The organism is Vibrio sp. B1-2 (genome assembly GCF_963888445.1).
Classification (GTDB): Bacteria; Pseudomonadota; Gammaproteobacteria; order Enterobacterales; family Vibrionaceae; genus Vibrio; species Vibrio anguillarum.
Map to the genome: position 1 here is coordinate 35,306 of NZ_CAWPJH010000033.1, position 25,236 is coordinate 60,541.

General features: G+C 44.6%; 20 protein-coding genes and 4 tRNA genes. 13 read left to right on the forward strand and 11 right to left on the reverse strand.

Going from position 1 to position 25,236, the window contains the following annotated elements:
- Positions 1–83: 83 nt before the first annotated feature.
- From ppnN to queF, 4 genes are all read right to left on the reverse strand, one after another.
- Positions 84–1,451, reverse strand: a complete 1,368-nt coding sequence (gene ppnN, locus AACQ75_RS10135; RefSeq protein WP_017044198.1) for a nucleotide 5'-monophosphate nucleosidase PpnN — start codon at positions 1,449–1,451, stop codon at positions 84–86.
- Between the two features lie 301 nt (positions 1,452–1,752).
- The gene (locus AACQ75_RS10140; RefSeq protein WP_017044199.1) at positions 1,753–3,309 is read right to left on the reverse strand and encodes a GGDEF domain-containing protein; all 1,557 of its coding nucleotides are present in this window, start codon (positions 3,307–3,309) and stop codon (positions 1,753–1,755) included.
- Positions 3,310–3,418: 109 nt separating this feature from the next.
- Entirely contained in the window at positions 3,419–5,686 is a 2,268-nt protein-coding gene (locus AACQ75_RS10145; RefSeq protein WP_170888579.1) for a tetratricopeptide repeat protein, read from the reverse strand.
- 14 nt (positions 5,687–5,700) lie between these two features.
- Positions 5,701–6,546: an NADPH-dependent 7-cyano-7-deazaguanine reductase QueF gene (queF, locus tag AACQ75_RS10150; RefSeq protein ID WP_170888580.1), complete on the reverse strand. Its 846-nt coding sequence runs from the start codon at positions 6,544–6,546 to the stop codon at positions 5,701–5,703.
- 98 nt (positions 6,547–6,644) lie between these two features.
- Between queF and syd the strand changes: the two genes are divergently transcribed.
- Together syd and AACQ75_RS10160 are read left to right on the forward strand one after the other, a co-directional pair.
- Positions 6,645–7,190 (forward strand): SecY-interacting protein, encoded by a 546-nt coding sequence (gene syd / locus AACQ75_RS10155; protein WP_047688882.1) that lies wholly within the window; start codon positions 6,645–6,647, stop codon positions 7,188–7,190.
- Positions 7,191–7,192: 2 nt separating this feature from the next.
- Positions 7,193–7,969 carry a Zn-ribbon-containing protein gene (locus AACQ75_RS10160; RefSeq protein WP_170888581.1) on the forward strand — a complete coding sequence of 259 codons (777 nt, stop codon included), beginning with the start codon at positions 7,193–7,195 and terminating at the stop codon, positions 7,967–7,969.
- Positions 7,970–8,063: 94 nt separating this feature from the next.
- Here the strand turns inward: AACQ75_RS10160 and AACQ75_RS10165 are convergent, their stop codons facing one another.
- From AACQ75_RS10165 to metN, 3 genes are read right to left on the reverse strand one after another with little or no spacing between them, the layout of a single operon-like run.
- Positions 8,064–8,873 (reverse strand): MetQ/NlpA family lipoprotein, encoded by an 810-nt coding sequence (locus AACQ75_RS10165; RefSeq protein WP_013857385.1) that lies wholly within the window; start codon positions 8,871–8,873, stop codon positions 8,064–8,066.
- A gap of 49 nt (positions 8,874–8,922) precedes the next feature.
- Positions 8,923–9,600, reverse strand: coding sequence for a methionine ABC transporter permease (locus AACQ75_RS10170; protein WP_170888582.1), 678 nt, complete (start codon positions 9,598–9,600; stop codon positions 8,923–8,925).
- Positions 9,590–10,624 carry a methionine ABC transporter ATP-binding protein MetN gene (metN, locus tag AACQ75_RS10175; RefSeq protein WP_013857383.1) on the reverse strand — a complete coding sequence of 345 codons (1,035 nt, stop codon included), beginning with the start codon at positions 10,622–10,624 and terminating at the stop codon, positions 9,590–9,592. Before metN ends, AACQ75_RS10170 begins: the two co-directional genes overlap by 11 nt.
- 197 nt (positions 10,625–10,821) lie before the next feature.
- Between metN and gmhB the strand changes: the two genes are divergently transcribed.
- The 9 genes from gmhB to AACQ75_RS10220 all read left to right on the forward strand — a co-directional run bounded on the left by gmhB (position 10,822) and on the right by AACQ75_RS10220 (position 19,803).
- Positions 10,822–11,373 (forward strand): D-glycero-beta-D-manno-heptose 1,7-bisphosphate 7-phosphatase, encoded by a 552-nt coding sequence (gene gmhB, locus AACQ75_RS10180; protein ID WP_170888583.1) that lies wholly within the window; start codon positions 10,822–10,824, stop codon positions 11,371–11,373.
- Between the two features lie 26 nt (positions 11,374–11,399).
- Positions 11,400–11,744 carry an MliC family protein gene (locus AACQ75_RS10185; RefSeq protein ID WP_017044208.1) on the forward strand — a complete coding sequence of 115 codons (345 nt, stop codon included), beginning with the start codon at positions 11,400–11,402 and terminating at the stop codon, positions 11,742–11,744.
- Positions 11,745–11,801: 57 nt separating this feature from the next.
- Positions 11,802–12,749 (forward strand): trehalose operon repressor TreR, encoded by a 948-nt coding sequence (gene treR, locus AACQ75_RS10190; RefSeq protein ID WP_088732013.1) that lies wholly within the window; start codon positions 11,802–11,804, stop codon positions 12,747–12,749.
- A 168-nt stretch (positions 12,750–12,917) separates the two neighbouring features.
- Entirely contained in the window at positions 12,918–14,342 is a 1,425-nt protein-coding gene (gene treB / locus AACQ75_RS10195) for a PTS trehalose transporter subunit IIBC (protein WP_026027679.1), read from the forward strand.
- A gap of 61 nt (positions 14,343–14,403) precedes the next feature.
- Positions 14,404–16,095 (forward strand): alpha,alpha-phosphotrehalase, encoded by a 1,692-nt coding sequence (gene treC / locus AACQ75_RS10200; RefSeq protein WP_170888584.1) that lies wholly within the window; start codon positions 14,404–14,406, stop codon positions 16,093–16,095.
- Between the two features lie 257 nt (positions 16,096–16,352).
- Positions 16,353–17,075: a winged helix-turn-helix domain-containing protein gene (locus AACQ75_RS10205; protein WP_013857376.1), complete on the forward strand. Its 723-nt coding sequence runs from the start codon at positions 16,353–16,355 to the stop codon at positions 17,073–17,075.
- Positions 17,066–18,700, forward strand: coding sequence for an ATP-binding protein (locus AACQ75_RS10210; RefSeq protein WP_170888585.1), 1,635 nt, complete (start codon positions 17,066–17,068; stop codon positions 18,698–18,700). The genes AACQ75_RS10205 and AACQ75_RS10210 overlap by 10 nt, the downstream gene beginning before the upstream one ends.
- A gap of 76 nt (positions 18,701–18,776) precedes the next feature.
- Positions 18,777–19,013: a hypothetical protein gene (locus tag AACQ75_RS10215; protein WP_017044213.1), complete on the forward strand. Its 237-nt coding sequence runs from the start codon at positions 18,777–18,779 to the stop codon at positions 19,011–19,013.
- A 22-nt stretch (positions 19,014–19,035) separates the two neighbouring features.
- Positions 19,036–19,803, forward strand: a complete 768-nt coding sequence (locus AACQ75_RS10220; RefSeq protein WP_170888586.1) for a PKD domain-containing protein — start codon at positions 19,036–19,038, stop codon at positions 19,801–19,803.
- 99 nt (positions 19,804–19,902) lie between these two features.
- Here the strand turns inward: AACQ75_RS10220 and AACQ75_RS10225 are convergent.
- The 4 genes from AACQ75_RS10225 to AACQ75_RS10240 form a co-directional block, all read right to left on the reverse strand.
- Positions 19,903–19,987: transfer RNA gene (locus AACQ75_RS10225), tRNA-Tyr, on the reverse strand.
- Between the two features lie 79 nt (positions 19,988–20,066).
- Positions 20,067–20,151, reverse strand: a tRNA-Tyr gene (locus AACQ75_RS10230).
- Between the two features lie 79 nt (positions 20,152–20,230).
- Positions 20,231–20,315 (reverse strand) — tRNA-Tyr (locus AACQ75_RS10235).
- Between the two features lie 79 nt (positions 20,316–20,394).
- A tRNA-Tyr gene (locus AACQ75_RS10240) sits at positions 20,395–20,479 on the reverse strand.
- Positions 20,480–20,962: 483 nt separating this feature from the next.
- On the opposite strand from AACQ75_RS10240, the gene AACQ75_RS10245 reads away from it, so the two are divergent.
- Positions 20,963–22,015 (forward strand): efflux RND transporter periplasmic adaptor subunit, encoded by a 1,053-nt coding sequence (locus AACQ75_RS10245; RefSeq protein ID WP_094127336.1) that lies wholly within the window; start codon positions 20,963–20,965, stop codon positions 22,013–22,015.
- Positions 22,015–25,125, forward strand: a complete 3,111-nt coding sequence (gene vexH, locus AACQ75_RS10250) for a vibriobactin export RND transporter permease subunit VexH (protein WP_170888587.1) — start codon at positions 22,015–22,017, stop codon at positions 25,123–25,125. Before AACQ75_RS10245 ends, vexH begins: the two co-directional genes overlap by 1 nt.
- Positions 25,126–25,236 lie beyond the last annotated feature (111 nt).

Below are 25,236 nucleotides of genomic sequence, written 5' to 3' on the forward strand. Positions count from 1 at the left end.
GGCATAAGTTATTTTTGCCTTTAATGGTTAATGGTTAATGGTTAATGGTTAATGGTTAATGGTTAATGGTTAATGGTTAATGGTTAATGGTTATTGGTTGCAATTTTATAGCAAGGTTCATAAGCACTGCCGCCGGGCAGCTTCATTCGGTGTTGTGCAACGAAGTCTTTTAGCAATAGATCCATTTTTTTCATCAATTGGGCATCGCCATCAATGATGAATGGGCCGTGACGTTCAATTTCTCGAATGCCTTCCGCTTTCACATTACCAGCGACAATGCCAGAGAAGGCGCGACGCAAGTTAGCAGCGAGTACTTCTGGTTTTTGGTTTAGGTGTAAATCCAAGTTGGCCATACTGTCGTGAGTCGGTTCAAAAGGCAGTTGGAACTCAGGCTCGATTTTGAGGGACCAGTTGAAACTATAAGCATCACCACTATCTTTACGATGCTGACGAACCAGCGGCATGGCTTGGCTCATGATACGCGCCGCTTTTTCTGGATCATCAATGACGATTTGATAATGTTGGCGTGCTTTTTCACCTAATGTTTCGGCAATGAATGTGTCGATTGAACGGAAGTAGGCTTCGCTCTCTTTTGGACCAGTCAGTACAATTGGCATTGGTTGGCTTGCGTTATCTGGGTGCATCATGATACCCAAAATGTACAGCAGTTCTTCCGCTGTTCCTGCTCCACCGGGGAAAATAATGATGCCGTGCGCCATTCGCACAAAAGCTTCTAGGCGTTTTTCAATATCCGGCATAATCACCAATTCGTTCACAATCGGATTTGGTGGCTCGGCGGCAATGATCGATGGTTCGGTTAAGCCAAGATAGCGTTGTGCGGTATAGCGCTGTTTAGCGTGTCCAATGGCGGCTCCTTTCATTGGCCCTTCCATAGCGCCTGGTCCGCAGCCTGTACAAATGTTCAGTTCACGCAAGCCCAGTTCATGGCCCACTTCCCGCGTATATTGGTACTCAGTAGGGTTGATAGAGTGTCCACCCCAACAAACCACTAAGTTAGGTTCAAGACCGGGAACCAAGGCACTGGCATTACGCAAAATACCAAACACTAAGTTGGTGATGTGAATGGCATTGGTAAGATTTAGGCGCTGATTATCCGCCAGATGCATGTTGACATAAACGATATCGCGTAGGACCGAAAACAGATGTTCTTGAATTCCTTTAATGATCTGCCCATCAACAAAGGCATGTTCTGGTGGATTCGTCAGCTCTAGCTTGATACCGCGTTCACGGCGCATGACAGTGACATCAAAAGATTTATATTTTTCAAGAAGTTCTTTTGAGTTATCCGTATGGCTACCAGAGTTAAGTACCGCCAAAGTGCAGTTGCGATACAGTTGATATAGATCGCTCGACGCGGTCTTTTTTAGACGCTCAACTTCAAGTTGAGAAAGCAGATCCATGCTGCCTGTAGGGCTGATATGAGTAATCATACTGGCCTCCTTAGTTGAGAAGTAAGGAAAATGTCCACGCTACGACTAAAGTTGGTTTTTATATATACCCGCTTAGTATGGAGTATAGGTCATGGTTCGTTTAGTGACGGATGTGCGATAGGACGACATAACTGATTGAAATTACAGTATCAATCTAGTTCTTTTCTCGATTGTTAGGAAATGTTTATGCAAGCAGAGTGTGATGTAAAGCACGCTTTAGTTTGGTTTTGTTCAAATAGCGACCAGTTAAGGCCGCGATTTGAATGGGTTTCTTTTGTCTACATCCGATCTGGACTTGTGTTTATTTCCAAACTACTTGGTTAGGGCCGAAACTCTTGGCTTCTAGTAACGAGCGGCGTAAACGTTCAAGTACTTCCTCTGGCGTATCGGAGTCTTTAAAACAGGTACTCGCGGCTGAAAGTGTAATCGTAATACTCTTGTCTCTGAACTTGAAAGGGAGCCTCGATACATGACGTTGAATGTTTTTTACCACCTTGAAACAGTGATTATCTTCTTGATCGGGAAGTAAAATAATAAATTCTTCACCAGAGAAACGTGCCACGGTATCCGTATCGGATGCTTCTTTGGATATGGTGCGGGCAATAATTTTAAGGGCTTTATCACCTGCCGTATAGCCAAAGCTATCGTTGATAGTTTTGAACTTATCAATATCAAAGATTACGATTCGGAAAGTGTGTTGAGCTCTTATCCAGCGCCGATATTCCAGCTCAAGGTGGTCATTAAAGGCCGTGCGATTATAGACTTTTGTCAGTGGATCAAGCAGCAAGCGCTGAGACTGATCTTCCAATCGACGGCGATAATCTTGGGTGAGCTCAAACAGAGCTTCCATTTGATTTTTGCCATAATTTAAGCGTTCAATTAGTGCCTGCTCGCGTTGCTCTGCATGACTTAAGCGTTCAGAAAGTGACGCCATTTCGCATAATATAGGTGAAACGGAGAGCTTAAGATCGTCAATCGCCACAGAATCTTTGATTAGAGTTTGGCTTTGGGTAATCAAAGCGGCGAGTTCAGCATTCATCTCTTGGCGATGTTCAAAGTAACTCTGGCTTTGGTCTGCGTTGTGAGTGCTACTTTTAATGTGTTTTGTGAGTGATGAGTTGACCTGTTCTAAAAACTTCTCAGATGTTTTGCGCTCACTGTTGGTGCCATCAATCACCAGTTTTAGAATCTCTAACGTCAACTCTAAGAGCGTTGATGTCGATACGCCAATCAACAGCTTGGCACGAATATCTACCAGTAGTTCCCCTGATTCACCTTCAAAATCCAATTCAGTGATCAGGTGTTGCAGTTCATCGGATAGCTTGGTCAATAGCTCTCTATCCGCGACATGCAGCTCGCTGATGGCCGTGTTCGGGTTCGCTGTTATTATTTTGATTGCACGTTCATAAATCCCAAGCAGTTGAATCGCTTGTTCGGCTTTAGGCTGAGCTTCTGAAAAACTGAGCAGATCACGCAAATCACGCTTAAGTTTGGCGGGTAGGCCAGCAACGCGAAGTAATGTTTCCCCACAATGTTTGATTTGAGAGTCCAAATGAGAGTTTTCTTTTTCCATAACCAAAGTTTGTTGCTTCAACATGCGCTCCAATACGGCTAAGCGAGGTATGAGCGTGCTTACGTCTTTTTGTTGCTCTAGAGCTTCACGAAGATCTGATAAATTAATATTTAGCTGATGATCATTGCCCTGACACGCCAAGCTTAATGATGCGACGATCCGTTTTAGGACAGTATGTTCTCGTTTAAATTTGAACGAAGTGTCCCTGTGTGTCAAACGAACCTGTTCCAACTGAGTTTTCAGCTGCTGTAACTGTGTTTGAATATCCTGTTCGAGAGCGCCCATGTACAACTAAACTAAACTGCGAGGATCGTTATGATCCTATTAATTGATTTATCGATAATAACAAATTAATTGCCCACGTCACTGCTTTAACACATTGAATGCCGAGTAATTACCCATCTTTTAGGAGTTTTTTGATGCTCTCCTCATTCTTATAAGAAGAATGCACTTTTATCAACCCTTGATTGATGGCGTGCTTGCATGATTTGCGAATATTGTTGGAGGCAAAACTAGCGGCTGGAGCGTTATCGATCGCTTTTAAGTAGACCCAATGGCTTGCTCCTTCTCTCATGCTTAGCTCACGAGCCGTGTTGGTTGCCATCAGCAGAATATCGAGCAGCTCTTTATCATTAATCGCCATATAAGCTCTTGGCAAAAATGGGTAGTCGGCGATGCCCATCCGTATTGTACGGTTTAAGCGACGTTCAGGTTGAAATTCATCTATCCATTGCTGAATTTGATCGAATGCGATTTCAGGCGGTGTATTGCGATCGGCATTCGGTTCGATATAGAGCAGATTGGAATCTGAAAAGTGATAAATCCGATTCGGTTCTTTGATTTTCGATTTTAAAAACTGACCAAATTGATGCTCCAATTCTAAGCCAGCTGAATAGCCATGTTCTAAGTACATGTTGCGCAGAAAGGGAATATCAATCATCACAAAGCGGAGGCGATCACTCAGTGGCTCGTGGATGAGTTCACCAATATACCACGGCTCAAAATGACGGCTGCTTTTTTGCATCGCTGAAGGAAGCTTAGCATTGAGCATGCGCAAGTTACGCAAGCGAGAGCGAGAATGGGTAAAGAGCGTGCTGTTGAGTTCATCGATTTCTTCATTTTGCAACTGGATAAGGTAGCCTCTACGCAGTAGCAGTAAAAATAAAATGATGGAGATGATAAACAGAATAAAGGCGATCTTTTTGAATTTATTATACTCTTCTTGAGTTTTGAGCAGCGCTTTTTCTTGCCCAACCAGATGTAGGGTTTGTTCTACAAACTCTTTTTGCTGACGAAAAGCATCTTCACTGATTTGGTTGAGTTTTTCTTGGCGTATTTGCGATAGTGCATTGCTGCGTTTTATATTCTCTAAGGCCTGTGCGTAATGACTGTTTTGCTCATAACCCAAGGCCAGTAACCGATAGGCATGCTCTTCAATCTCTTCATCTTGCATCGTTTTAGCAACGCTTAAGGCGTGTTGAGCGTTGCTGATAACCACATCGGTTTGCTTTTGGTGAAAGGCTAATCCTGAATGCAGTAAGTAAGCCTGTGCCTTTAAACGAGGATAATCTTTCAGCTCAAGCAAGTCTTCAGCGCGAGTGAGATATTGGTCAGTTAATGGGTAGTTATAGAGATTAAGGTAGGTCGCCGCCAAACTAATACGCACTTCAATGATTTTTTCCAGATCATTGCGGCTCGTTTCGTGATCGATCACGTTGAAGTAGTGAACGAGCGCTAGATTGTATTTACCTTGCTGGTAATAGACATCGCCCATACGTTGCAATACATCAGCCAAGGCTGGCGACTTGTTATAGCCGTCATAAAAATCGGCGGCTTGAGACAAATGCTCTAAAGCCTTATCGAGCACTTTTCTTTCAAAAAAAAGCTGAGCCAGCAAGGTATTAGTTTTAGCGAGTAGGGCGCTTGAGTTGTTTTCAATCGCGCCCCAATAGGCAACTAGCAACTCAGATAAAGCACGATTGTAAAAGCCATGAGTGAGAAAATGTTGACCGATAACAATCTGATATTCAATCACGGTTTTCGGTGAGGAGATCGAATCAATGTAAGGCTTTAGGTCAGCAAAAAGCTTATTGGCCAGTTCGATATCATTGGCTTTTGAGGCAATTTCTGCTTTGAGCAGGGTAATTTTATAATCGAGACCTTTTGCCAATTGATCCGCATTTTTGATGGCATCATATTGATTGCTGATCGCGCGTAGCGCCTGCCGAGCGGCGCTTGCATCATTATTATTGAGCCAAATTAGACGAGTTTTGAGTATTTGTACATCCGTGGCTAAATAAGGCAATTGATAGTGTTGCGTGAGCTCTTCAGCAAGTTTTAACGCGGCCAGTGCGGCATCCATATTGTGCAACTGGAACTCTGCTTTGGCTAAAATCTTTAACGCATCAACGCTGCTGCCCGGTGTTCTAATCCGACTGTCGCTTTCATCGCGCGCCATCACTGATGATGATTTTTCTGATTTTTCGGCCAACTTGCGCTGAGTCAGATACTCAGTGGCTAGGGTTTTGGCTTGATTCGGTGAGATATCAATCAACCCATTGGCTTCATTTAACATTGGCGACGAGTAGATAGTGGCTTGTGAAGCCAATGAAAACAGAGCCAGAGTTAAACTGAGCAAAAGTGTCCAGCGCACGTTGATCATCCTAATGCTAATCCTTATTGACGGGCCATACGTTGGTTATGTGTTGGCCGTTCTTGTTCGGTTGAGCGAAATGGGTTGATATCCAAACCGCCGCGGCGAGTGTATCGAGCGTATACCGTTAACTTTGTCGGTTGGCAGTATTGCATAATGTCGGTGAAGATGCGCTCTACACACTGTTCGTGGAACTCATTATGTTCACGAAATGAGACGAGATAACGTAACAGTGCTTCTCGATCAATTTGTTGACCTTGATAATGAATTTCGACGCTGCCCCAGTCGGGTTGATTGGTGATTAAACAGTTCGATTTCAGTAAATGGCTGTGCAGTGTTTGATTGACTTGCTCACCACGCGCGGCACTTTTCAGTAAGCTGGCATCAAATTGGTAACTTTCAATCTCAATATCTTGTCCATCAATGCATTCACCTTGCATAGTCACAATCGCTTGGCCAGTGTAATCGGTCACCGGGTTGAGAGTGACACTGACTGGCGCGCCGGCACAGGCCGATAAATCGTTGGTTAAGCGCTGCGTTACTTCATCCCAACTGGCTATTTTGCTTTGGTTATAGCTATTGAGGTAGAGCTTAAAGGATTTAGATTCAATCAAACTAGCACTTGTCGCAGGGATAGAAACCTCGCCAATTGCCACTTGTGGTAACCCTTTTTCATTGAGCCAAGATAGCTCGTACAAAGTCCAAATGTCACAGCCTTTAAACGGTAAGCTATCCCCCAAATGCAGATCATCACGGTTTAAGCTACGAGGGACAGGTTGCAGTAAGCTTGGATCGTACTGTTTGGCGTAGTCGGTTTTTTTGCCAAGGGTTAACCCTGCCAGCGCTTTGGCATCGGAATATTTGCTCATACTTTCACGTCAATTCGATTAGAATAAGCAGAATTTTACGCAATCCTAGGGTTGCTGTCATCACACAAGGCAGCGACTCATCAATTTTGGAGCACTTCATGGCACAAACTGCCGAGCAAGCCTTACTTTCATTTACTCAACGTTATCTTGACGCTTACCAAACAAAGCATGGCGAGTCTCCTCGTAATGATGAGTTGGCTGAGTTGGATTCCCCTTGCGCAGTGATGAACGACCAAGACAGTGTGCTGTGGAAGCCCGTCGTCAGATCGGTTGCAGCTGATTTTTCTAACGTAGAAGCAGCGATTGAATTGACTCTACATTCTGATATTAAAGCCTTTTATGGCGTACAGTTTTGTGCGGACATGCCAGCTAAATGGCAAGGCAACGAGCTCGCTCTATTGCAAGTGTGGAGTGAGGATGATTTTGTTCGTTTGCAGGAAAATATCCTAGGTCATTTGGTGACTCAGCGCCGACTAAAACTCAAACCAACCGTGTTTATTGGTGCAACCGATGCGGAGATGGATGTAATTTCGATCTGTAACCTTTCTGGACATGTGATTTTAGAACGTTTAGGTACCGATAAACGCGACGTGCTGGCCGAAAGTGTGGCCGAGTTTTTCGCTAATTTAGAACCTGTGGTGTAACGATGTACGTGGTTGAATTGCAGTTTGAGTGTTTTGATAACACGACTATCTCGGCGGTAGATAAAGCGATTAATGGCCTAATGGATGCTTTACGCTATAACGGTCAAGTGCTTGGGCGTGAATTCCCCATCGTGATGGGAGAGGGCGAGTTCTTTGTGCGGGTGGTTTGCCCAGAGCAAGAAAGCTTACACCCTAAGTATCATTCTGATTTTGTTAGGGTGTGCCTGAGTCGCTTGACGGAGGCTAGTTTGCTGGCTCCGAAAGCCCGTTTGTTGGGGCGCGATCTTAATTCCGAGCAAGCCGCTGATGATGTTTTGCCTAGCTGGCAGATACTTTACACCACTTATGTACACACTTGTTCTCCGCTGCGCAGTGGTGACACATTGCTGCCGATCCCTTTATATCGTAATTCTGCGACCTTAAATGGCGATCATAAAGCAGTGATCAAATGGCAAACAGAGTGGCAGGCGTGTGATGAGCTTCAGATGGCGGGTGGTTGCCGAGCAGAACACGCTGCATTGCACGAGATTTGCGATGTGGACAGTGTGCTGTTTATTCGAGGATGGGATTTACGAGGACGAATTGAGTTTTTGACCCACATCCCTACTTATTACTACCAGTATCGAGTTGGCGGCCAGAGCCTAGCGGACGAACAAGCCAGAAAATGCCCGAAATGTGGGGGAGAGTGGCTACTCGATGAACCGCTGCACGATATCTTCCATTTTAAATGCGATGAGTGTCGTATTGTGTCCAATATGTCTTGGGATCATATTAAGTAAACAGATGCGTGTTGTTGATACGAAAAAGCCGATACATCGCGTATCGGCTTTTCTGTTTTTATAGGCTTTTTTGCACAGGTAATAGGCTTATTAATTACCAGCCTTTTACTGCGCCACCGTCAAAAATTTTCGAAGCGGCTTGGTAGACTTCTTCTGTTTGGTAGGCTTTAACAAAGTTAGTCACGTTTTCAGCATTCAGATTTTCTGCACGAGAAACAATGATATTGACATAAGGTGACTCTTTATCTTCAACGAACACACCATCTTTTTCAGGCGTTAGATTGATTGAGCTGGCGTAGGTCGTGTTGATGATCGAGAGCGTAACGTCGTCAAGTGAACGAGGCAGTTGCGCGGCATCTAACTCAACAATAGTGATGTTTTTTGGGTTGGCGACCACATCACGTACCGTTGCCAGTAGGCCTGCTCCGTCACGTAGAGTAATAAGGCCTTGCTGTTCTAGCAGCAGTAAAGAGCGACCAAGGTTGGTTGGATCGTTAGGTACCGCAATACGAGAGCCATCTTGAATCTCATCAACCGATTTCACTTGTTTTGAATAGCCAGCAATCGGGTAAACAAAGGTGTTACCTGCAATCGCTAATTTGTAACCGCGGTCAGCGATCTGTTGATCAAGGTATGGCTTGTGTTGGAATGCATTGATATCAATCGAACCATCATCCAGTGCCGCATTAGGGGTAACATAGTCGGTAAACGTCACGAGTTCTACATCTAGGTTGTATTTTTCTTTTGCAATTTTTGCTGCAACTTCAGCAACTTGTGCTTCAGCACCGGCAATGACACCCACTTTTATTTTATTGTTGTCGACCGCTTTTTCACCACAGCCTGCCAGCACGAGTGCTGAAGCGCTAACGGCGAGGGTAAGTAGAGCTTTAAGGCTAAATTTCATGATTAACTCCTTGTTATAAAACGAATCTGTGTTTTAACTTTATTGTGATTTAACGGTGGTCGACACGGCGGACAAACTTATCGCCAATCGATTGAATAATTTGTACTAAGACAATCAACATCGCCACGGTGACCGTCATGATGCCTAAGTCGTAGCGATGAAAGCCGTAACGAATAGCGACATCGCCCAAGCCACCGCCGCCAACGGTTCCGGCCATGGCAGAGTAACTTACTAGAGTGACCATAGTGATGGTGACTGAGTTGACAATCGTTGGTAGCGCTTCAGGAAGCAACACTTTACGAATAATTTGGATCGGCGTAGCCCCCATTGACTGCGCAGCTTCGACCAAACCAGTGGGCACTTCCAGCAATGCACTTTCAATTAAACGAGCGACAAATGGAATTGCGCCAATCGTCAGCGGCACAATGGCCGCCGTGGTGCCAATAAACGTACCGACAAGCAGTTTTGTCACCGGAATAATGGCCACCATGAGCACCAAAAATGGCACAGAGCGACCAATGTTGACGATGGCACCAAGAATGCGATTCAGCTGAGTGTTTTCGAGAAGGCCGCCTTTTTTGGTGGTATGTAAAATAACCCCCAGTGGAATACCAACCACGAAACCGACGATGCCCGCGACAGCGACCATGTAGAGTGTTTGCCAGGTTGCCATCAGTAGAAGATCGCCATTCAAGTTTAACCAAGCGGTGATGGTGTTAAAGGACATAACCAAGTACCTCTACTTTTACGTTGTTTTCGCGAAGAAATTCAAGAGCGGCCGTATCGTCCGACTCATTACCAAACAGTTCAGCGACCATCATGCCGAATTTAACGCCACCAGCGTAATCAAGGTCAGAACTTAATATACTGACATCAATATTAAATTTACGGGCAATTTGTGTCATCAATGGAGCATCAACCGTTGCGCCTGTAAACTCTAATCGCACCAGCGGGTAGCTACCTTTTACGCGAGTGGCTTGCAGGCGAGCTTGGTAATCTTCCGGAATTGATAAATCGAGCGTTGAGCGAATAAATTGATGAGCCAAGGCGGTTTTAGGGTGAGCAAAAATCTCCCCAACTGTGCCTTTTTCAACCAGTTCACCGTCGCCAATAATCGCCACTTCGTGGCAAATACTTTTTACCACATCCATTTCGTGAGTAATTAGCAAAATGGTGATATTGAGTGTGCGGTTGATCTCTTTCAATAGCTCTAAAATTGATTGAGTCGTCGCAGGATCAAGCGCACTGGTGGCTTCGTCACACAGCAATACTTTGGGATCAGAGGCGAGTGCTCGCGCTATTGCAACACGTTGCTTTTGACCACCACTCAGATTTGCAGGATAAGTTTCGCGCTTATCCGTCAGGCCGACCAGTTGCAACAGCTCTGACACTTTCTTTTCAATGCTATTTTTTTCGACACCAGCCAGTTCAAGTGGCAGAGCAACGTTGTCAAATACCGTACGTGATGAAAGCAAATTGAAGTGTTGAAAGATCATGCCAATGTTGCGACGAGCTTGGCTGAGTTCTGATTTGCTCAGTTGAGTTAAATCAACGCCATCAACCACAACCGAACCTGTTGTTGGAGCTTCCAGCATGTTGACACAGCGAATCAGCGTACTTTTCCCTGCACCTGACGAGCCAATTACACCAAAAATAGTGCCTTGCTTAATGTGAAGATTAATCTCTTTCAAAGCATGAATTTCCTTATTGCCTTGATAGAAAACTTTATTTACTTGATTAATTTGAATCATCGGAAAACCTGTGCAGGGATAACAGAATAAAATGTTGAACTCTCTCTCACTTGTTGGACGATGCTATGGCTTAACTTGATTTAAGTCAATAGGTATTTTTACGTCTAGACGTCTAAACGCCTTGGTGAATTAGGTAGTGATGAAAAAAATAAAGCGTGTAATAATCATTACATCTGGCGTGATATGAGAGAGTTATTTTGGCTAAACCTGCAGTGTTTTTAGATCGCGATGGCGTGATCAACGTTGACCATGGCTATGTTCATGATGAGCATGATTTTGAGTTTATTGATGGTGTATTTGAAGCCACTAAGAAGTTTCAAGACATGGGGTATTTGCTGGTTTTGGTGACCAACCAATCAGGTATCGCTCGTGGGAAATTTAGTGAAGAGCGCTTTTTATCTTTAACGCAATGGATGGACTGGAATTTTGCCGATCACGGTGTCGAGTTTGATGGTATTTATTACTGCCCGCACCATGCAGAGCACGGTGAAGGTAAGTATAAAGAAGAGTGTGATTGCCGCAAACCCAAGCCTGGTATGTTTATCTCCGCACGGGACTTTCTTGATATCGATATGGAAAAATCCGTGATGATAGGCGATAAAGCTGAAGATATGATGGCTGCACAAGCCGCAGGTATTGGTACTCGTGTGTTAGTGCGTACGGGTAAACCCGTTACTGAGCAAGGTGAATTACTCGCCACCGTGGTACTTGATAGTATTCGCGATGTCCCTGCTTTTCTTGCACCGTAAAAATTCCCCCCTTTGTGGAAGGCAATATGAATAAATCATTTCTTTTTGTTGGATTCAGTGTTGGTTTTTTAGCGGCATGCTCACCACACTACGCGAACGATTCGCGCGTTGAAAGTGAGAACCTGTTCCAGCATTATCAATGCCGTTCTGGTGAGCATTTTGATGTTGCGTATATTGAGCAACAGTCAGCCGTTCTCCGTATTGCCGATCGCGAATATACATTAATACAAATTCCAGCCGCCTCTGGCGCAAAGTATGTGATCGACGATAGCGAGCAAACTCAGCCTCAAACCGTGCTTTTACATACGAAAGGCGATGAGGCTTTGCTCGAAGTGGGATCAACGACTTATCAAGGCTGTACCACTCAATAATTCATTTAAGATAAGCGCATGCTATCTTCCATTTTTATTTACGCTATTTAGGTTCGCATGAGCAGAAAACTGACTATCTTGGATATTGCAAAACTGTCTGGTGTTGGTAAATCGACGGTTTCTCGTGTATTGACGAACGACCCAAAAGTGAAGCCTGAAACACGAGCAAAAGTGGAACGCGTTATCCAAGATTCTGGATATGTGCCACTGAAATCGGCTCAGTTAATGCGTGGTGGCAGTGAGAAAGTGATTGGCGTGATTATCTCACGCCTTGAGTCACCGTCTGAAAACCGCGCCGTGGGGCGAATGCTACAGGTGTTGTATCAAAATGGGTACGATGTGGTGATTATGGAAAGCCAGTTTGATCGCACTAAAACGAACGAGCACCTTGAGGTTTTACATAAGCGTAATGTGGATGGTGTGATTGTATTTGGTTTTACCGATCTCGATATCACACAACTCAACCTATGGGCATCGCGAGCGGTTGTGATTGCGATGGATGCCGATAAAGTCTCATCGATTAACTATGACAATTATGGTGTTATTCAAGGCGCGCTTGCTCATTTGACTGCGAAAAATCGAGTTCATATTTCCTACATTGGGGTCGATCCTAGCGATAAAACGACAGGTAAATTACGTTTAGATTCGTACTTAGATTGGTGCAAACAAAGTGGATGCACTCCCAATTATCGCACTGGGCGTTTGCATCATGAAAGTGCCTACCAACTGGTTGATGAAGTGCTGAATGATCAGACTCAAGCTATCGTGTGCGCCAGTGACACTCTGGCACTTGGCGTGATTAAACGTCTCCAAGAATTGGGCCGAGATGATATCGCCGTCACTGGTGTGGGTGGTAATGAACTGCTCTCTTTTCTTTTCCCTAATATTTACAGTATTGATCCTGGCTATGCTCAAGCGGGAGAAAAAGCAGCTAATTTATTGATTTTACAGCTTAATAATGAAATGAACCCTGCACACATCACTCAACAACCGCTAACAAGCTAACTCCTTATTTCTTAAAGTGAATTACAATTAGTCTGTGATCTTATTCAATTAATGGGATTGTTCCCATTTTTACCTTTTATTATTTATGTCAATATTGCACTTGTAGGTGGGAATGTTCCCATTAAAAAGAAAAAATAGACAGTATTCCAATATAGGGTGGGCAAAAGTATGGCCAAGATAGCGAAGCAAGACGTGATACGTCTTATCGAGCTGGTAGGTGGTAAAGAGAACATCGCCAGTGTGAGTCACTGTTTGACTCGTTTACGCTTTGTTTTAAATGATACCGACAAGGCGGATAAAAAAGGACTAGAACAGCTGAGCATGGTTAAAGGGTGTTTTACCAATGCTGGGCAGTTTCAAGTTGTGATTGGTACTGAGGTGGACGAAGTTTACGCCATCTTAATCGGGCTTTCAGGCAAAGAAGCCGTTTCTAAAGATGAAGCGAAGAAAGCCGCTCGCCAAAACATGAACTTTTTAGAACGTGGCATTTCGCATCTTGCGGAAATCTTTGTTCCTTTGCTGCCAGCGATCATCACCGGCGGTTTAATCCTCGGTTTTCGTAATGTCATTGGCGACATTCGTATGTTCGATGGCAAAACCTTGGTTGAAATTAGCCAATTTTGGGCCACGGTTCATTCTTTCTTATGGTTAATTGGCGAGGCTATTTTCTTCTTCCTACCGGTTGGTGTTTGTTGGTCAACGGTGAAAAAGTTGGGTGGAACACCGATACTAGGTATTACTTTGGGTGTGACTCTGGTTTCGCCTCAATTAATGAATGCTTATCTGATCGGTAAGCAGATGCCCGAAGTGTGGGATTTTGGCTTGTTTGTGATAGAGAAAGTCGGCTATCAAGCTCAGGTGATTCCTGCGATGTTGGCGGGTGTTGCTCTGGCGTTTATTGAGACAAACTTAAAGCGCATCATCCCTTCTTATCTTTACCTCGTTGTTGTGCCATTTATCTCTATCATATTGTCCGTTATTTTGGCCCACGCTTTAATTGGTCCATTTGGGCGCGTATTGGGCGATGGCGTCGCGTTTGCGGCTAAAGCTGCAATGACTGGCGATTTTGCGGTTATCGGTTCAATGGTGTTCGGTTTCTTGTATGCGCCACTGGTCATTACCGGGATTCACCACACCACCAACGCGGTGGATCTGCAGTTGATGCAAGAAATGGGTGGTACGCCAATTTGGCCACTGATTGCACTGTCAAATATTGCTCAAGCGTCTGCGGTCGTCGGTATCATCTTTATCAGTAAAAAACACGGTGAGCGAGACATCTCTGTTCCTGCGGCTATTTCGGCTTATTTGGGTGTGACAGAGCCAGCGATGTATGGTGTCAACTTAAAGTACAAGTTCCCAATGCTAAGCGCCATGATTGGTAGTGCTATTGCAGCCGCAATTTGTGGTAGTGCAGGGGTGATGGCGAATGGCATCGGTGTGGGTGGTTTACCAGGTATTCTTTCGATTCAACCACAATACTGGGGTATTTACGGCATCGCGATGCTGGTGGCGATGGCCGTCCCAATTCTGCTTACTCTGTTTTTATACAAACGAGCTCAAGCTAAAGGCGAGCTAGAGCCAGCAAGTGCATAACCTTTCATTCGAGTGGTGAGTTTTCACCACTCATTTTCATTTTGGTAAGTGAGTTGTCAATATGGTTATAACCAAGAGTGATAGTCAGTGGTGGAAAACTGCGACCATCTATCAGATTTATCCCAAAAGTTTTTGTGATAGCGGCAATAAAGGAACGGGAGATATCAAAGGGATCATCTCTAAACTGGATTACTTGCACCGCTTGGGAATTGATGCCATTTGGCTGACACCCATTTATTCATCTCCGATGGTTGATAACGGTTATGACATTTCGGATTATTACAGTGTCAATCCTCAATTCGGTAGCATGCAAGATTTTGATGAACTGCTGGCTCAAGCTCATCAAAGAGGTATCCGCATTATTATGGATATTGTGGTTAACCACACCTCAACCGAGCACGCTTGGTTTCAGTCGGCGTTGGGTGATAAATCAAGCCCGTATCGTGACTATTATATTTGGCAAGACCCGATTAATGGTCAGGCTCCAAATAATTGGCAGTCAAAGTTTGGTGGTAGTGCATGGGCGTTAGATGACGCAACAGGGCAATATTATTTGCACCTATTTGCCAAAGAGCAGGCGGATCTAAATTGGGAAAATCCTCAAGTTCGTGAGGAAGTGGAGCAAGTGATTCGTTTTTGGGCCGAAAAAGGGGTGGATGGTTTTCGTCTCGATGTGATCAATTTAATCTCAAAAGCGCAGGATTTCAGTGATGATCACCAAGGTGATGGACGCCGTTTTTATACCGATGGCCCGCGCGTGCATGAATTTTTACAAGAGATCAGCCAAGCTGTTTTTCAACAATACGGCAGCGTCACTGTGGGGGAAATGTCCTCAACAACGCTTGAACATTGCCAACAATATTCACGCTTGGACGGCAAAGAGCTGTCGATGGTGTTTAACTTCCACCATTTAAAAGTGGATTATCCGAACGGTGAAAAATGGACGAAAGCGCCATTTGATTTCTTGCAATTGAAGCAGATTTTCAACCATTGGCAAACGGGTTTAAATGGTAAAGGGTGGGGAGCACTTTTTTGGTGTAACCATGATCAACCTCGTATCGTGAGCCGTTTAGGGGATGATCAACGTTATCGCGTTGAGTCGGCAAAAATGTTGGCCGCATCGATTCATATGATGCAAGGCACGCCTTATGTTTATCAAGGTGAAGAAATTGGCATGACCAATCCCGGCTACACCGCTATTGAACAGTACCGAGATGTGGAAAGTACTAACATTTACGACATCATGGTGAACCAGCAAGGGGTAAGTCATGAAGCCATGATGGCCATTCTTGCACAAAAATCCCGTGACAATTCTCGCACGCCAATGCAATGGAATGCAGAGCGCTTTGCTGGTTTTAGCCAAGGTCAGCCTTGGCTAAACATTGCCGAAAACTATCAAGAATTGAATGCGCAATGTGCGTTAGCTGATGAGCAATCGGTGTTCTATTTCTACCAAGAGTTGATAGCGCTGCGCAAAAAAATCGGTGTAATTACCGATGGCGATTACACCGATTTACTCCCCGATCATAAAGAGATTTTTGCCTACCAGCGACGCAACGCGAAACAGGTGCTGATCTGTATCAATAACTATTATGGCGTTGACACCGAATGCGTGCTGCCAAAAGAGTTACCGATTGAGAAAGCAAAATACCTGTTAGGTAACTATACAGATATAAAACCACTCAAAGTTTTGGAACATCAAGTGCTTCGTCCGTATGAAACACGCGTAATTTTGTTCGATTTAGTATCCTGATTGAGTCCTACCCCTATAGGTTCAGTCATTTTTCAGCCCCGAATTTTCGGGGCTTTTTTATCGACTCTGTTTATGAGTCACGGCCCAATGGCACTTTCTTCGTACTCTTATTGATTCAACGCAGTAGGCTCTGCTGTTGATGATTTGTTTAATGTTTTAACAACACCACAACTTTGTTGCTTGGTCACAATTAGTCACACAAAGATGAAACACAATCCGCTATAGTTTGCGTTCTTAGCAAACGGATGTGAAACACAATGAACAGTACTCTCTCCCCCTCTTATCGAGTGGTTCTCGTTGAAGACGATTTAGAACTCTCGGAACTGATCAAAGATTTTCTCAACCACTATGAATTTTGTGTCTCAACGGTTGCGGATGGGATTCAAGCCGTTGATCGGATTTTGGATGAGCAACCTGATTTAGTCATTCTGGATATTATGCTACCAGGGCAAAGTGGTATGGATGTCTGCCGCGCTGTCCGAGATCAATACCACGGTATGATTTTAATGCAAACGGCGTTGGACGATGATATTGATCAGGTGATGGGGTTGGAACTGGGTGCCGATGACTATGTTGTTAAGCAGGTTAAGCCCCGTTTGTTGCTGTCACGTATTCGAGCTTTACTTCGGAGGCAAGCAAGAGGAAGTCAAAGTGACAAATACGAATTGTGCATAGGTAACTTGTGGATGAATTTACAGCATCGAGCGGTATTACTTGAGCAGCAGCCCATAAAACTCACGACCAGCGAGTTTGAGCTTTTGTATCTACTCGCCCAACATGTCGGCACCATTGTCACGAGAGATGATATCGCTCAGCATGTGCGTGGTTTTGAATATGATGGTTTAGATCGCTCAATTGATCGTCGTATATCACGCTTGCGGCGTGCGCTCGGAGATGATCCTAATGAACCTAAGTTGATAAAAACGGTTCGAGGTAAAGGATATCAGCTCTGCGCTGTATCGGAAGGGAAGTGGTCATGATTCGATCTTTTTGGGTACTCTGGGTAGCTGTGTTTCTGCCGATCTTATTACTCAGTATTCCCACGCAATTTAATCCGATCCCATATCTTAGCCGCAGTATCTCTGAAGAGTTTTATAAGCCTGTCTATCAGAGTAACTTTACGTTTCTATCTGAAAAATTGCGTCAAGCGCCTCAAGCTGAGTGGACAACGATTATTGACGGCTATGCTAAGCATTTCAGCTACCCACTTCGATTAGAGGCATTAGACAGTTACCACGCCTCCCTAGAAGTTTATCAAGCGTTGCAAAAAGGCGAGATCATTTTTCAAGATGGTGATCCTATGGCACTTTTGCAAAGAGTGTTGAACAGTGACAAAGTGCTCTATTTCGCGATCAATGAACCGAGAGAACTCGCTGCGCTTAACCAGTCCAGAGGTACATTATACCTCGCGGTAGAAGATCTCCGTAGCCAACCTAGTACTCAATGGCAAACCAGTATTGCTGAGCAAAATAGCCGAATACCTTTAGAGTTAAGTCTATTGCGAGAGCAAGATTTGTCACCCATCGAGCGAAGTAAATTGTTGGCTGATGAAGAGCAGATGACCAGTTATATCAATCAACAAGGCAGCATGATCTTATTGGCTGCGGTGGATGAGAATACGTGGTTACGCGTCGAGGACAATATTTCCTACCAAACCCAATTAAAGCTCACCACGGCTATCGGCGGTTTCTTTTTTTTAGCCATTTCTGTGGCCTTAGTTATGTGGATTTATCCTTTATGGCGAGATCTGAAACGTCTGGTAAAAACGGCGAATGAATTTGGCCAAGGAGTATTATCTCGTAGAGCGACGACGTCTCGGCTGTCCGTGGTCTCTCAGCTCAGTCATTCTTTTAATAACATGGCGAATAACATCGAAAAGCTGATTGCCAGCCAAAGAACCTTAACCAACGCCGTGGCGCATGATTTACGAACACCGCTCTACCGTTTACGCTTTGCATTTGAAATGCTTGAGGATGAAGACATTGCCTTAAGCCAGAAAGAAAAATACCGCCAAGTGATTCACTCCAGTATTGAAGATCTCGATCATTTGATTAACCAGACACTTGTTTTGTCGCGCTATAACCGTATCACAGATATTCGCCATTTTTCTTATTGCCACTTTGCCGACAATTTGGTTGCAGAAGCGGAGCATTTCCAGCTTGAAAACCCGCAACTCACATTGCGTGTCAGCGTGTTGGATTCGTTGCGACAGCAAACGATATTTGTCGATAATCGAGCTTTATTGCGGGCCGTTAAAAACTTGCTGAGTAATGCCGCGCGATTTGCGCAGCAAGAGATCCATCTCTCGTTGAACGAATCTGATGGGCAACTTTTTTTGGTGGTCGAAGACGATGGCCCCGGTATTGCGCCAGATGATATTGAACGTATTTTTGAGCCCTTTACTCAAGTGAATAATCAAGAGCGTAATAGTGAAAAAGGCCATGGTCTTGGGCTGGCGATTGTTAAACAGATCACTCGTTGGCATCAAGGCAAGGTTAGAGTAAAAGTAAATGGTTCAGCATTAGGGGGCGCATGTTTTGAACTGCAATGGCCGAAACAGATTTCTTTACCTAATGTGACCAAACTGGATACAAATGGTCAATAAACTGCTGACGATTTATTTATATTGAGAATGCTACCTTGAATGGGTCGGTGAATCAGACCGCTCACAAGGAGTAAGCATGAATACCAAATTATTAGCGCTGTTTTTAAGCGGCGTATTTTTCTCATCTACCAGTGCCACTAAACCGATGGAATGGATCTCAGCCTTCAGCGATGGGGTTCGCTTAAATGACCAGCTCAGCCAAACCAATACGCAATCGAATGTGATGATGGATTACGCGCAACAAGATGCTGCAATGTATTTGGACGGTAGTGAAGTCGCCTTTCTTTCCATCAGTACCAGTTACCTCTTCTAATGCTTAATCACAGGAAAATATTATGTTTAAGTTAAACCAGTTGTTCGTGATCCTGAGTGTGCTCGCACTTATCGTGGGATGTAAAGCCGATGATTTGAAAGATGCGGATAAGCTGACTAAGCCTACGGTTAATGCTGGTGCTGATCAGATGTTAATACTGCCAGTAAATAGTATTACGTTGAGCGGAACGGCGAAATCTGAGTTATCAATATATGAAATTAAAACGAAGTCTTGGCGTCAAGTTTCTGGGCCTCAATCGCTTACTTTGATCAATGCAGATTCTCTGAAAGCAACGGCGTTTTATCCTACGATTGCTGGCACGTATATTTTTGAATTATCAGTCAAAGACAGTGGTGGAAGAAGCAACAGTGACCAAATGCAGGTGATCATTCAGGCGGCCGCGCAAAGCATGCAGCGAGCCTATATGCAGCAGGTTGATATCGTTGCTTGGCAGTATGCTGATAGGAACCAAGGCATGCTGATCTTTAGTGATTTAGATTCGGTTTCTTTAACCGAAGTGGACACTCAATTAGAGCATGCGCTGACCTCACTCAATAGCGCTGCTGAGTTTGAGCTGAATTTTGCCGCCAATGCTGGGGGAAATATACAAACGGCTTTGTTGTTATTAAATGCCCTTTCTGCTCAAGGAGTTCCGATTTGTTTAAGTGAAAGTTCATCTTGCCACTCTTTGGAACAAGGGTTTTTATTGCAGACTGAACTGCCAGAGAGTATCAATTGCAGTGATGCACAAAGCTGTGTTACCGCTCTACTTCAGTATATTGAGGGTTAACTAGACTACTTAGTGACGTCAGTTTATAGAGCTATGATGTAAAGAAACGAAAAAGCCAGCTCGAAAGCTGGCTTTTTATCGTTCTCAATCGAGAAAATATGGTGGAGGGGGACGGATTCGAACCATCGAAGGCGGAGCCGGCAGATTTACAGTCTGCTCCCTTTGGCCACTCGGGAACCCCTCCGGGTGTTTTCCTATTCTAAAAATAGGCTTGAATGATGTTTTCCCAACGTATCAATCAAGGTTTCTCTTACGAGAGAATATGGTGGAGGGGGACGGATTCGAACCATCGAAGGCGGAGCCGGCAGATTTACAGTCTGCTCCCTTTGGCCACTCGGGAACCCCTCCGGGTATTTTCCTATTCTAAAAATAGGCTTGAATGATGTTTTCCCAACATATCAATCAAGGTTTCTCTTACGAGAGAATATGGTGGAGGGGGACGGATTCGAACCATCGAAGGCGGAGCCGGCAGATTTACAGTCTGCTCCCTTTGGCCACTCGGGAACCCCTCCGGGTGTTTTCCTATTCTAAAAATAGGCTTGAATGATGTTTTCCCAACGTATCAATCAAGGTTTCTCTTACGAGAAAATATGGTGGAGGGGGACGGATTCGAACCATCGAAGGCGGAGCCGGCAGATTTACAGTCTGCTCCCTTTGGCCACTCGGGAACCCCTCCAGAGGGTTTTCATACAATGTGATTTATAGTGCTTATAAGGACACTATTGGCTCACAGTATGCTTAAACAACGTTTTCCCAACGCATTGCTCAAGTGCGGAGCGCATGATAGCAAACTCGCTCTCTCTGTAAAGCCTTTTTCTTATGATTTTGAATTGAATGCTGCCTTTTTGGGCAAAGGGGGGAGGAATGGATAGTTTTGCTCTATTTATACCCTTCCCACTTGAAGCTCCAGCGGTGTTGGCTACGTTCGCTCACCCCAATCACATAGTTTATCTATGCTCATGGGGATGAACTTACTTGCCGCCTACCTGCAACTTCAAGTTGTTTGGGTATAGCCTGTGTGTGACGCCTAAAAAGCAGCCGGAAGTGGCTAAGTTATGACGCACGTTACAGATATTTAATAAGATTTACACTCCTTGACGTTCGAGCGTCGTATAAGCAGTTACAATTCAATCAGTCTATTTATTGTTGAATAAAAACTATGAAAAACACGTCTATTCTTTCGTTAATGATGGTTACCTTGCTTACCACACCGTTAAGTGCTTTCGCTGCGCAAGCACCACAAGCCGTTGCGGTGGTCGCAGAGCGTGTGGCAACTCATCAAGTGTCTCAGTCTCTTTCACTGATTGGTAAATTAGAAGCTGAACGAGCAGTGGAGATCTCATCTGAAGTTTCGGGAAAGGTCAGTCATATTGCGATTAAAGCCAATCAAGAGGTCAAGAAAGGTCAGCTCTTAATTCAGCTTAATGATGATAAAGCCAAAGCCGCACTTTCAGAGGCTCAAGCCTATTTGAACGATGAACAGCGTAAGTTGAAAGAGTTTGAACGTTTGGTCAAACGGAACGCCATTACCCAAACGGAAATCGATGCGCAAAAAGCGAGTGTTGATATTGCTCAAGCACGTTTAGATGCAGCAAACGCAAATTTAAACGATCTGCGCATTAGCGCGCCATTTAATGGCACCGTTGGTTTTATTGATTTTAGTTTGGGCAAAATGGTCAGTGCAGGGACGGAATTGCTGACTTTAGATGACCTATCGGTGATGCAACTCGATATCCAAGTGCCAGAGCGTTACCTTTCGTTAATCAGTAAAGGTATGACGGTGACGGCGAAGAGTAATGCTTGGGCAAAAAACGAGTTTACCGGTAAAGTTGTGGGTATTGATTCTCGCATTAACCGTGAAACCTTGAATTTGCGTGTCCGTATTCATTTCGATAACCAAGATGGCAAGCTAAAACCCGGGATGTTGCTTTCTACTAAGTTGAATTTCCCAGCGATTGAAGCGCCCATTATTCCCGTTCAAGCACTCGAATATTCAGGCACTAAACGCTATGTCTATGTGATTGATAGCAATAATAAAGTAATACGCACGGAAGTTTGGCTTGGCGCGCGGATCGACAATCAAGTGGTGATTGATAAAGGTTTAGCCATTGGCGATAAGATTGTGGTGCAAGGCATCGTGAATATGAGAAACGGCATTGTCGTTACTGAAGTCAATGTGGATGGCTCACCGATACAAAAGGATGACAAATAATGTGGTTATCCGATGTTTCAGTGAAGCGCCCTGTGGCGGCGGTGGTATTAAGCTTACTGTTGTGCGTTTTTGGTCTAGTGTCATTTTCTAAGCTTTCGGTCCGGGAAATGCCTGATATTGAAAGCCCGGTGGTTTCAATCAGTACTCGCTATGCAGGGGCTTCAGCTACCATCATTGAAAGCCAAATCACTTCTGTATTGGAAGATCAACTGGCAGGCATTAGCGGGATTGATGAAATTGAATCCACCACGCGTAATGGCATGTCACGGATTACTGTTACATTTGAACTGGGTTACGATCTCAATACTGGTGTGAGCGATATCCGCGACGCCGTTGCGAGAGCGCAGCGCTCATTACCCGATGAAGCAGATGATCCAACCGTATTCAAAAATAATGGCTCTGGTGAAGCTTCTTTGTACATTAATCTCAGTTCTTCAGAGATGGATCGAACCCAACTGACCGATTATATCGAACGAGCTTTGATTGACCGCTTTAGTTTAATCTCTGGCGTCAGTTCTGTGGATGTGTCTGGTGGTCTTTATAAGGTGATGTATGTCAAGCTCAAGCCGAATCTGATGGCTGGGCGTGGTGTCACGACTTCTGATATATCAAGTGCATTGCGCAGTGAAAATATTGAAAGCCCGGGCGGGGAAGTGCGTAACGATTCGACAGTAATGTCGGTGCGTACCGACCGAGCGTACAAAACGGCTCAAGATTTTGACTATCTGGTGGTTAAGCGCGCAAGTGACAATTCGCCGATTTACTTAAAAGATGTCGCGGATGTCTTCATCGGCGCTGAGAACGAAAACTCAACCTTCAAAAGCGACGGTGTGGTTAATGTGAGCATGGGCATTGTGCCACAGTCAGATGCTAACCCCTTGGATGTGGCGCAGCGTGTCCATCAAGAAGTCGATAATATTCAGCAGTTTCTACCCAAAGGAACGCGCTTGGCCATTGACTACGACTCGACCGTCTTTATTGATCGCTCAATTTCGGAAGTGTATAGCACACTGTTTATCACGGGTGGTTTAGTAATTTTGGTACTGTACATTTTTATCGGCCAAGTTCGGGCAACGCTAATCCCAGCCGTTACTGTGCCAGTATCATTGATCTCTTCTTTTATTGCCGCTTACTATTTCGGATTCTCCATTAACCTTATCACCTTGATGGCGCTGATTCTTTCCATCGGTTTGGTTGTTGATGATGCGATTGTGGTGGTGGAAAATATATTTCATCACATAGAACAGGGAGAGAAGCCACTGCTGGCGGCTTATAAAGGGACGCGCGAAGTCGGCTTTGCCGTGATTGCCACCACATTGGTATTAGTGATGGTCTTTTTACCGATCTCTTTTATGGACGGTATGGTCGGCCTGTTGTTCACCGAGTTCTCTGTACTTTTGGCCATGTCGGTTCTCTTTTCATCGCTAATAGCGTTAACTTTAACGCCCGTTCTCGGTAGCAAGATTTTAAAGGTCAATGTCAAACCAAACCGTTTTAATCGTTTTGTTGATCGTGTTTTTGGCCGTTTAGAAGCGGGTTACAAATCCTCTTTACGTTTTGCTATCCGTTGGAAATGGGCTGCACCGCTCGTCATCCTTGCATGCGTTGGTGGCAGTTATTTTCTGATGCAGAAAGTGCCTTCTCAGCTCACGCCTTCAGAAGATCGCGGCGTTATTTTTGCCTTTGTGCGCGGAGCGGATGCGACCAGTTATAACCGGATGTCGGCCAATATGGATCTTGTTGAGCAGCGGTTAATGCCCTTGGTTGGCAAAGGTTTTCTCAAGTCGTTTAGTATTCAATCGCCTGCGTTCGGTGGGCAAGCGGGTGATCAGACTGGTTTTGTTATCATGATTTTGGATGACTGGAACGAACGAAGCATCACCGCTCAACAAGCATTAGGGCAGGTAAAAAAAGCGCTAACGGGAATTCCCGATGTACGAGTTATGCCCTTTATGCCCGGCTTTCGTGGTGGCTCTAACGAGCCTGTTCAGTTTGTGTTAGGTGGGTCAGACTATCCTGAACTCAAAAAATGGGCTGAATTGTTAAAAACGGAAGCTGAAAATTCCCCCTTTATGGAAGGTGCTGACACCAATTATTCCGAAAAGACACCTGAACTGGTGGTGACGATTGATAGGCAGCGTGCCGCGGAATTGGGGATCAGTGTCGCGGATATTTCAGATACGTTAGAAGTGATGCTCGGCGGGAAGAGTGAAACCAGCTTTGTTGAGCGTGGCGAAGAGTATGATGTTTATCTCCGTGGGGACGAAAATAGCTTCAATAACGCCTCCGATTTAAGCCAGATCTACATGAGAACCGCATCCGGTGAGCTTGTTACACTGGATGCACTTGCGAAAGTGGAAGAAGTGGCATCATCAATCCGCTTGTCTCATTACAATAAGCAAAAGGCGATCACGGTTACTGCAAATTTATCGGCTGGTTACACGTTGGGCGAAGCGCTTGATTTTCTGGATCAGAAAGCCATTGAAACGCTACCTAGTGATATTTCCATTAGTTACTCAGGTGAGTCAAAAGATTTTAAAGAAAACCAATCGAGTGTAGCCATTGTATTTGCGTTAGCGCTGCTTGTCGCTTATTTGGTACTAGCCGCCCAATTTGAAAGTTTTATCAACCCGTTAGTGGTGATGTTGACGGTGCCGATGGGTGTGTTTGGCGGCTTTCTTGGTCTATCAATTATGGGACAAGGTATCAACATCTATAGCCAGATTGGGATGATTATGCTGATCGGTATGGTGACCAAAAATGGCATTTTGATCGTTGAATTTGCCAACCAGCTGCGTGACCGAGGGGTTGAGTTTGAAAAAGCAATTATTGATGCTTCAGCAAGGCGCTTACGGCCAATCATGATGACCGCCTTTACTACTTTAGCAGGTTCCATCCCATTAATTATCTCGACAGGAGCAGGCTATGAAAGCCGAGTTGCGGTGGGTACGGTGATTTTCTTCGGTATGGGTTTTGCCACTTTAGTCACTCTGTTTGTTATCCCTGCTATGTATCGTTTGGTCTCGGCATCAACACGCTCTCCAGGTCATGTTGAAGCTGAACTTAATCAAGAACTGCTGCATGATGTTAAAACCAGAAGTGTTCACTGATTAACGTATCAAGAGCCTGCGCCCTGCAGGCTCTTTTTTGTTCACCGTTCACACCTATTCCATTCACCGTTATCTATGCCCATTCGATGAAATCACATGCGGCCGGCTTAT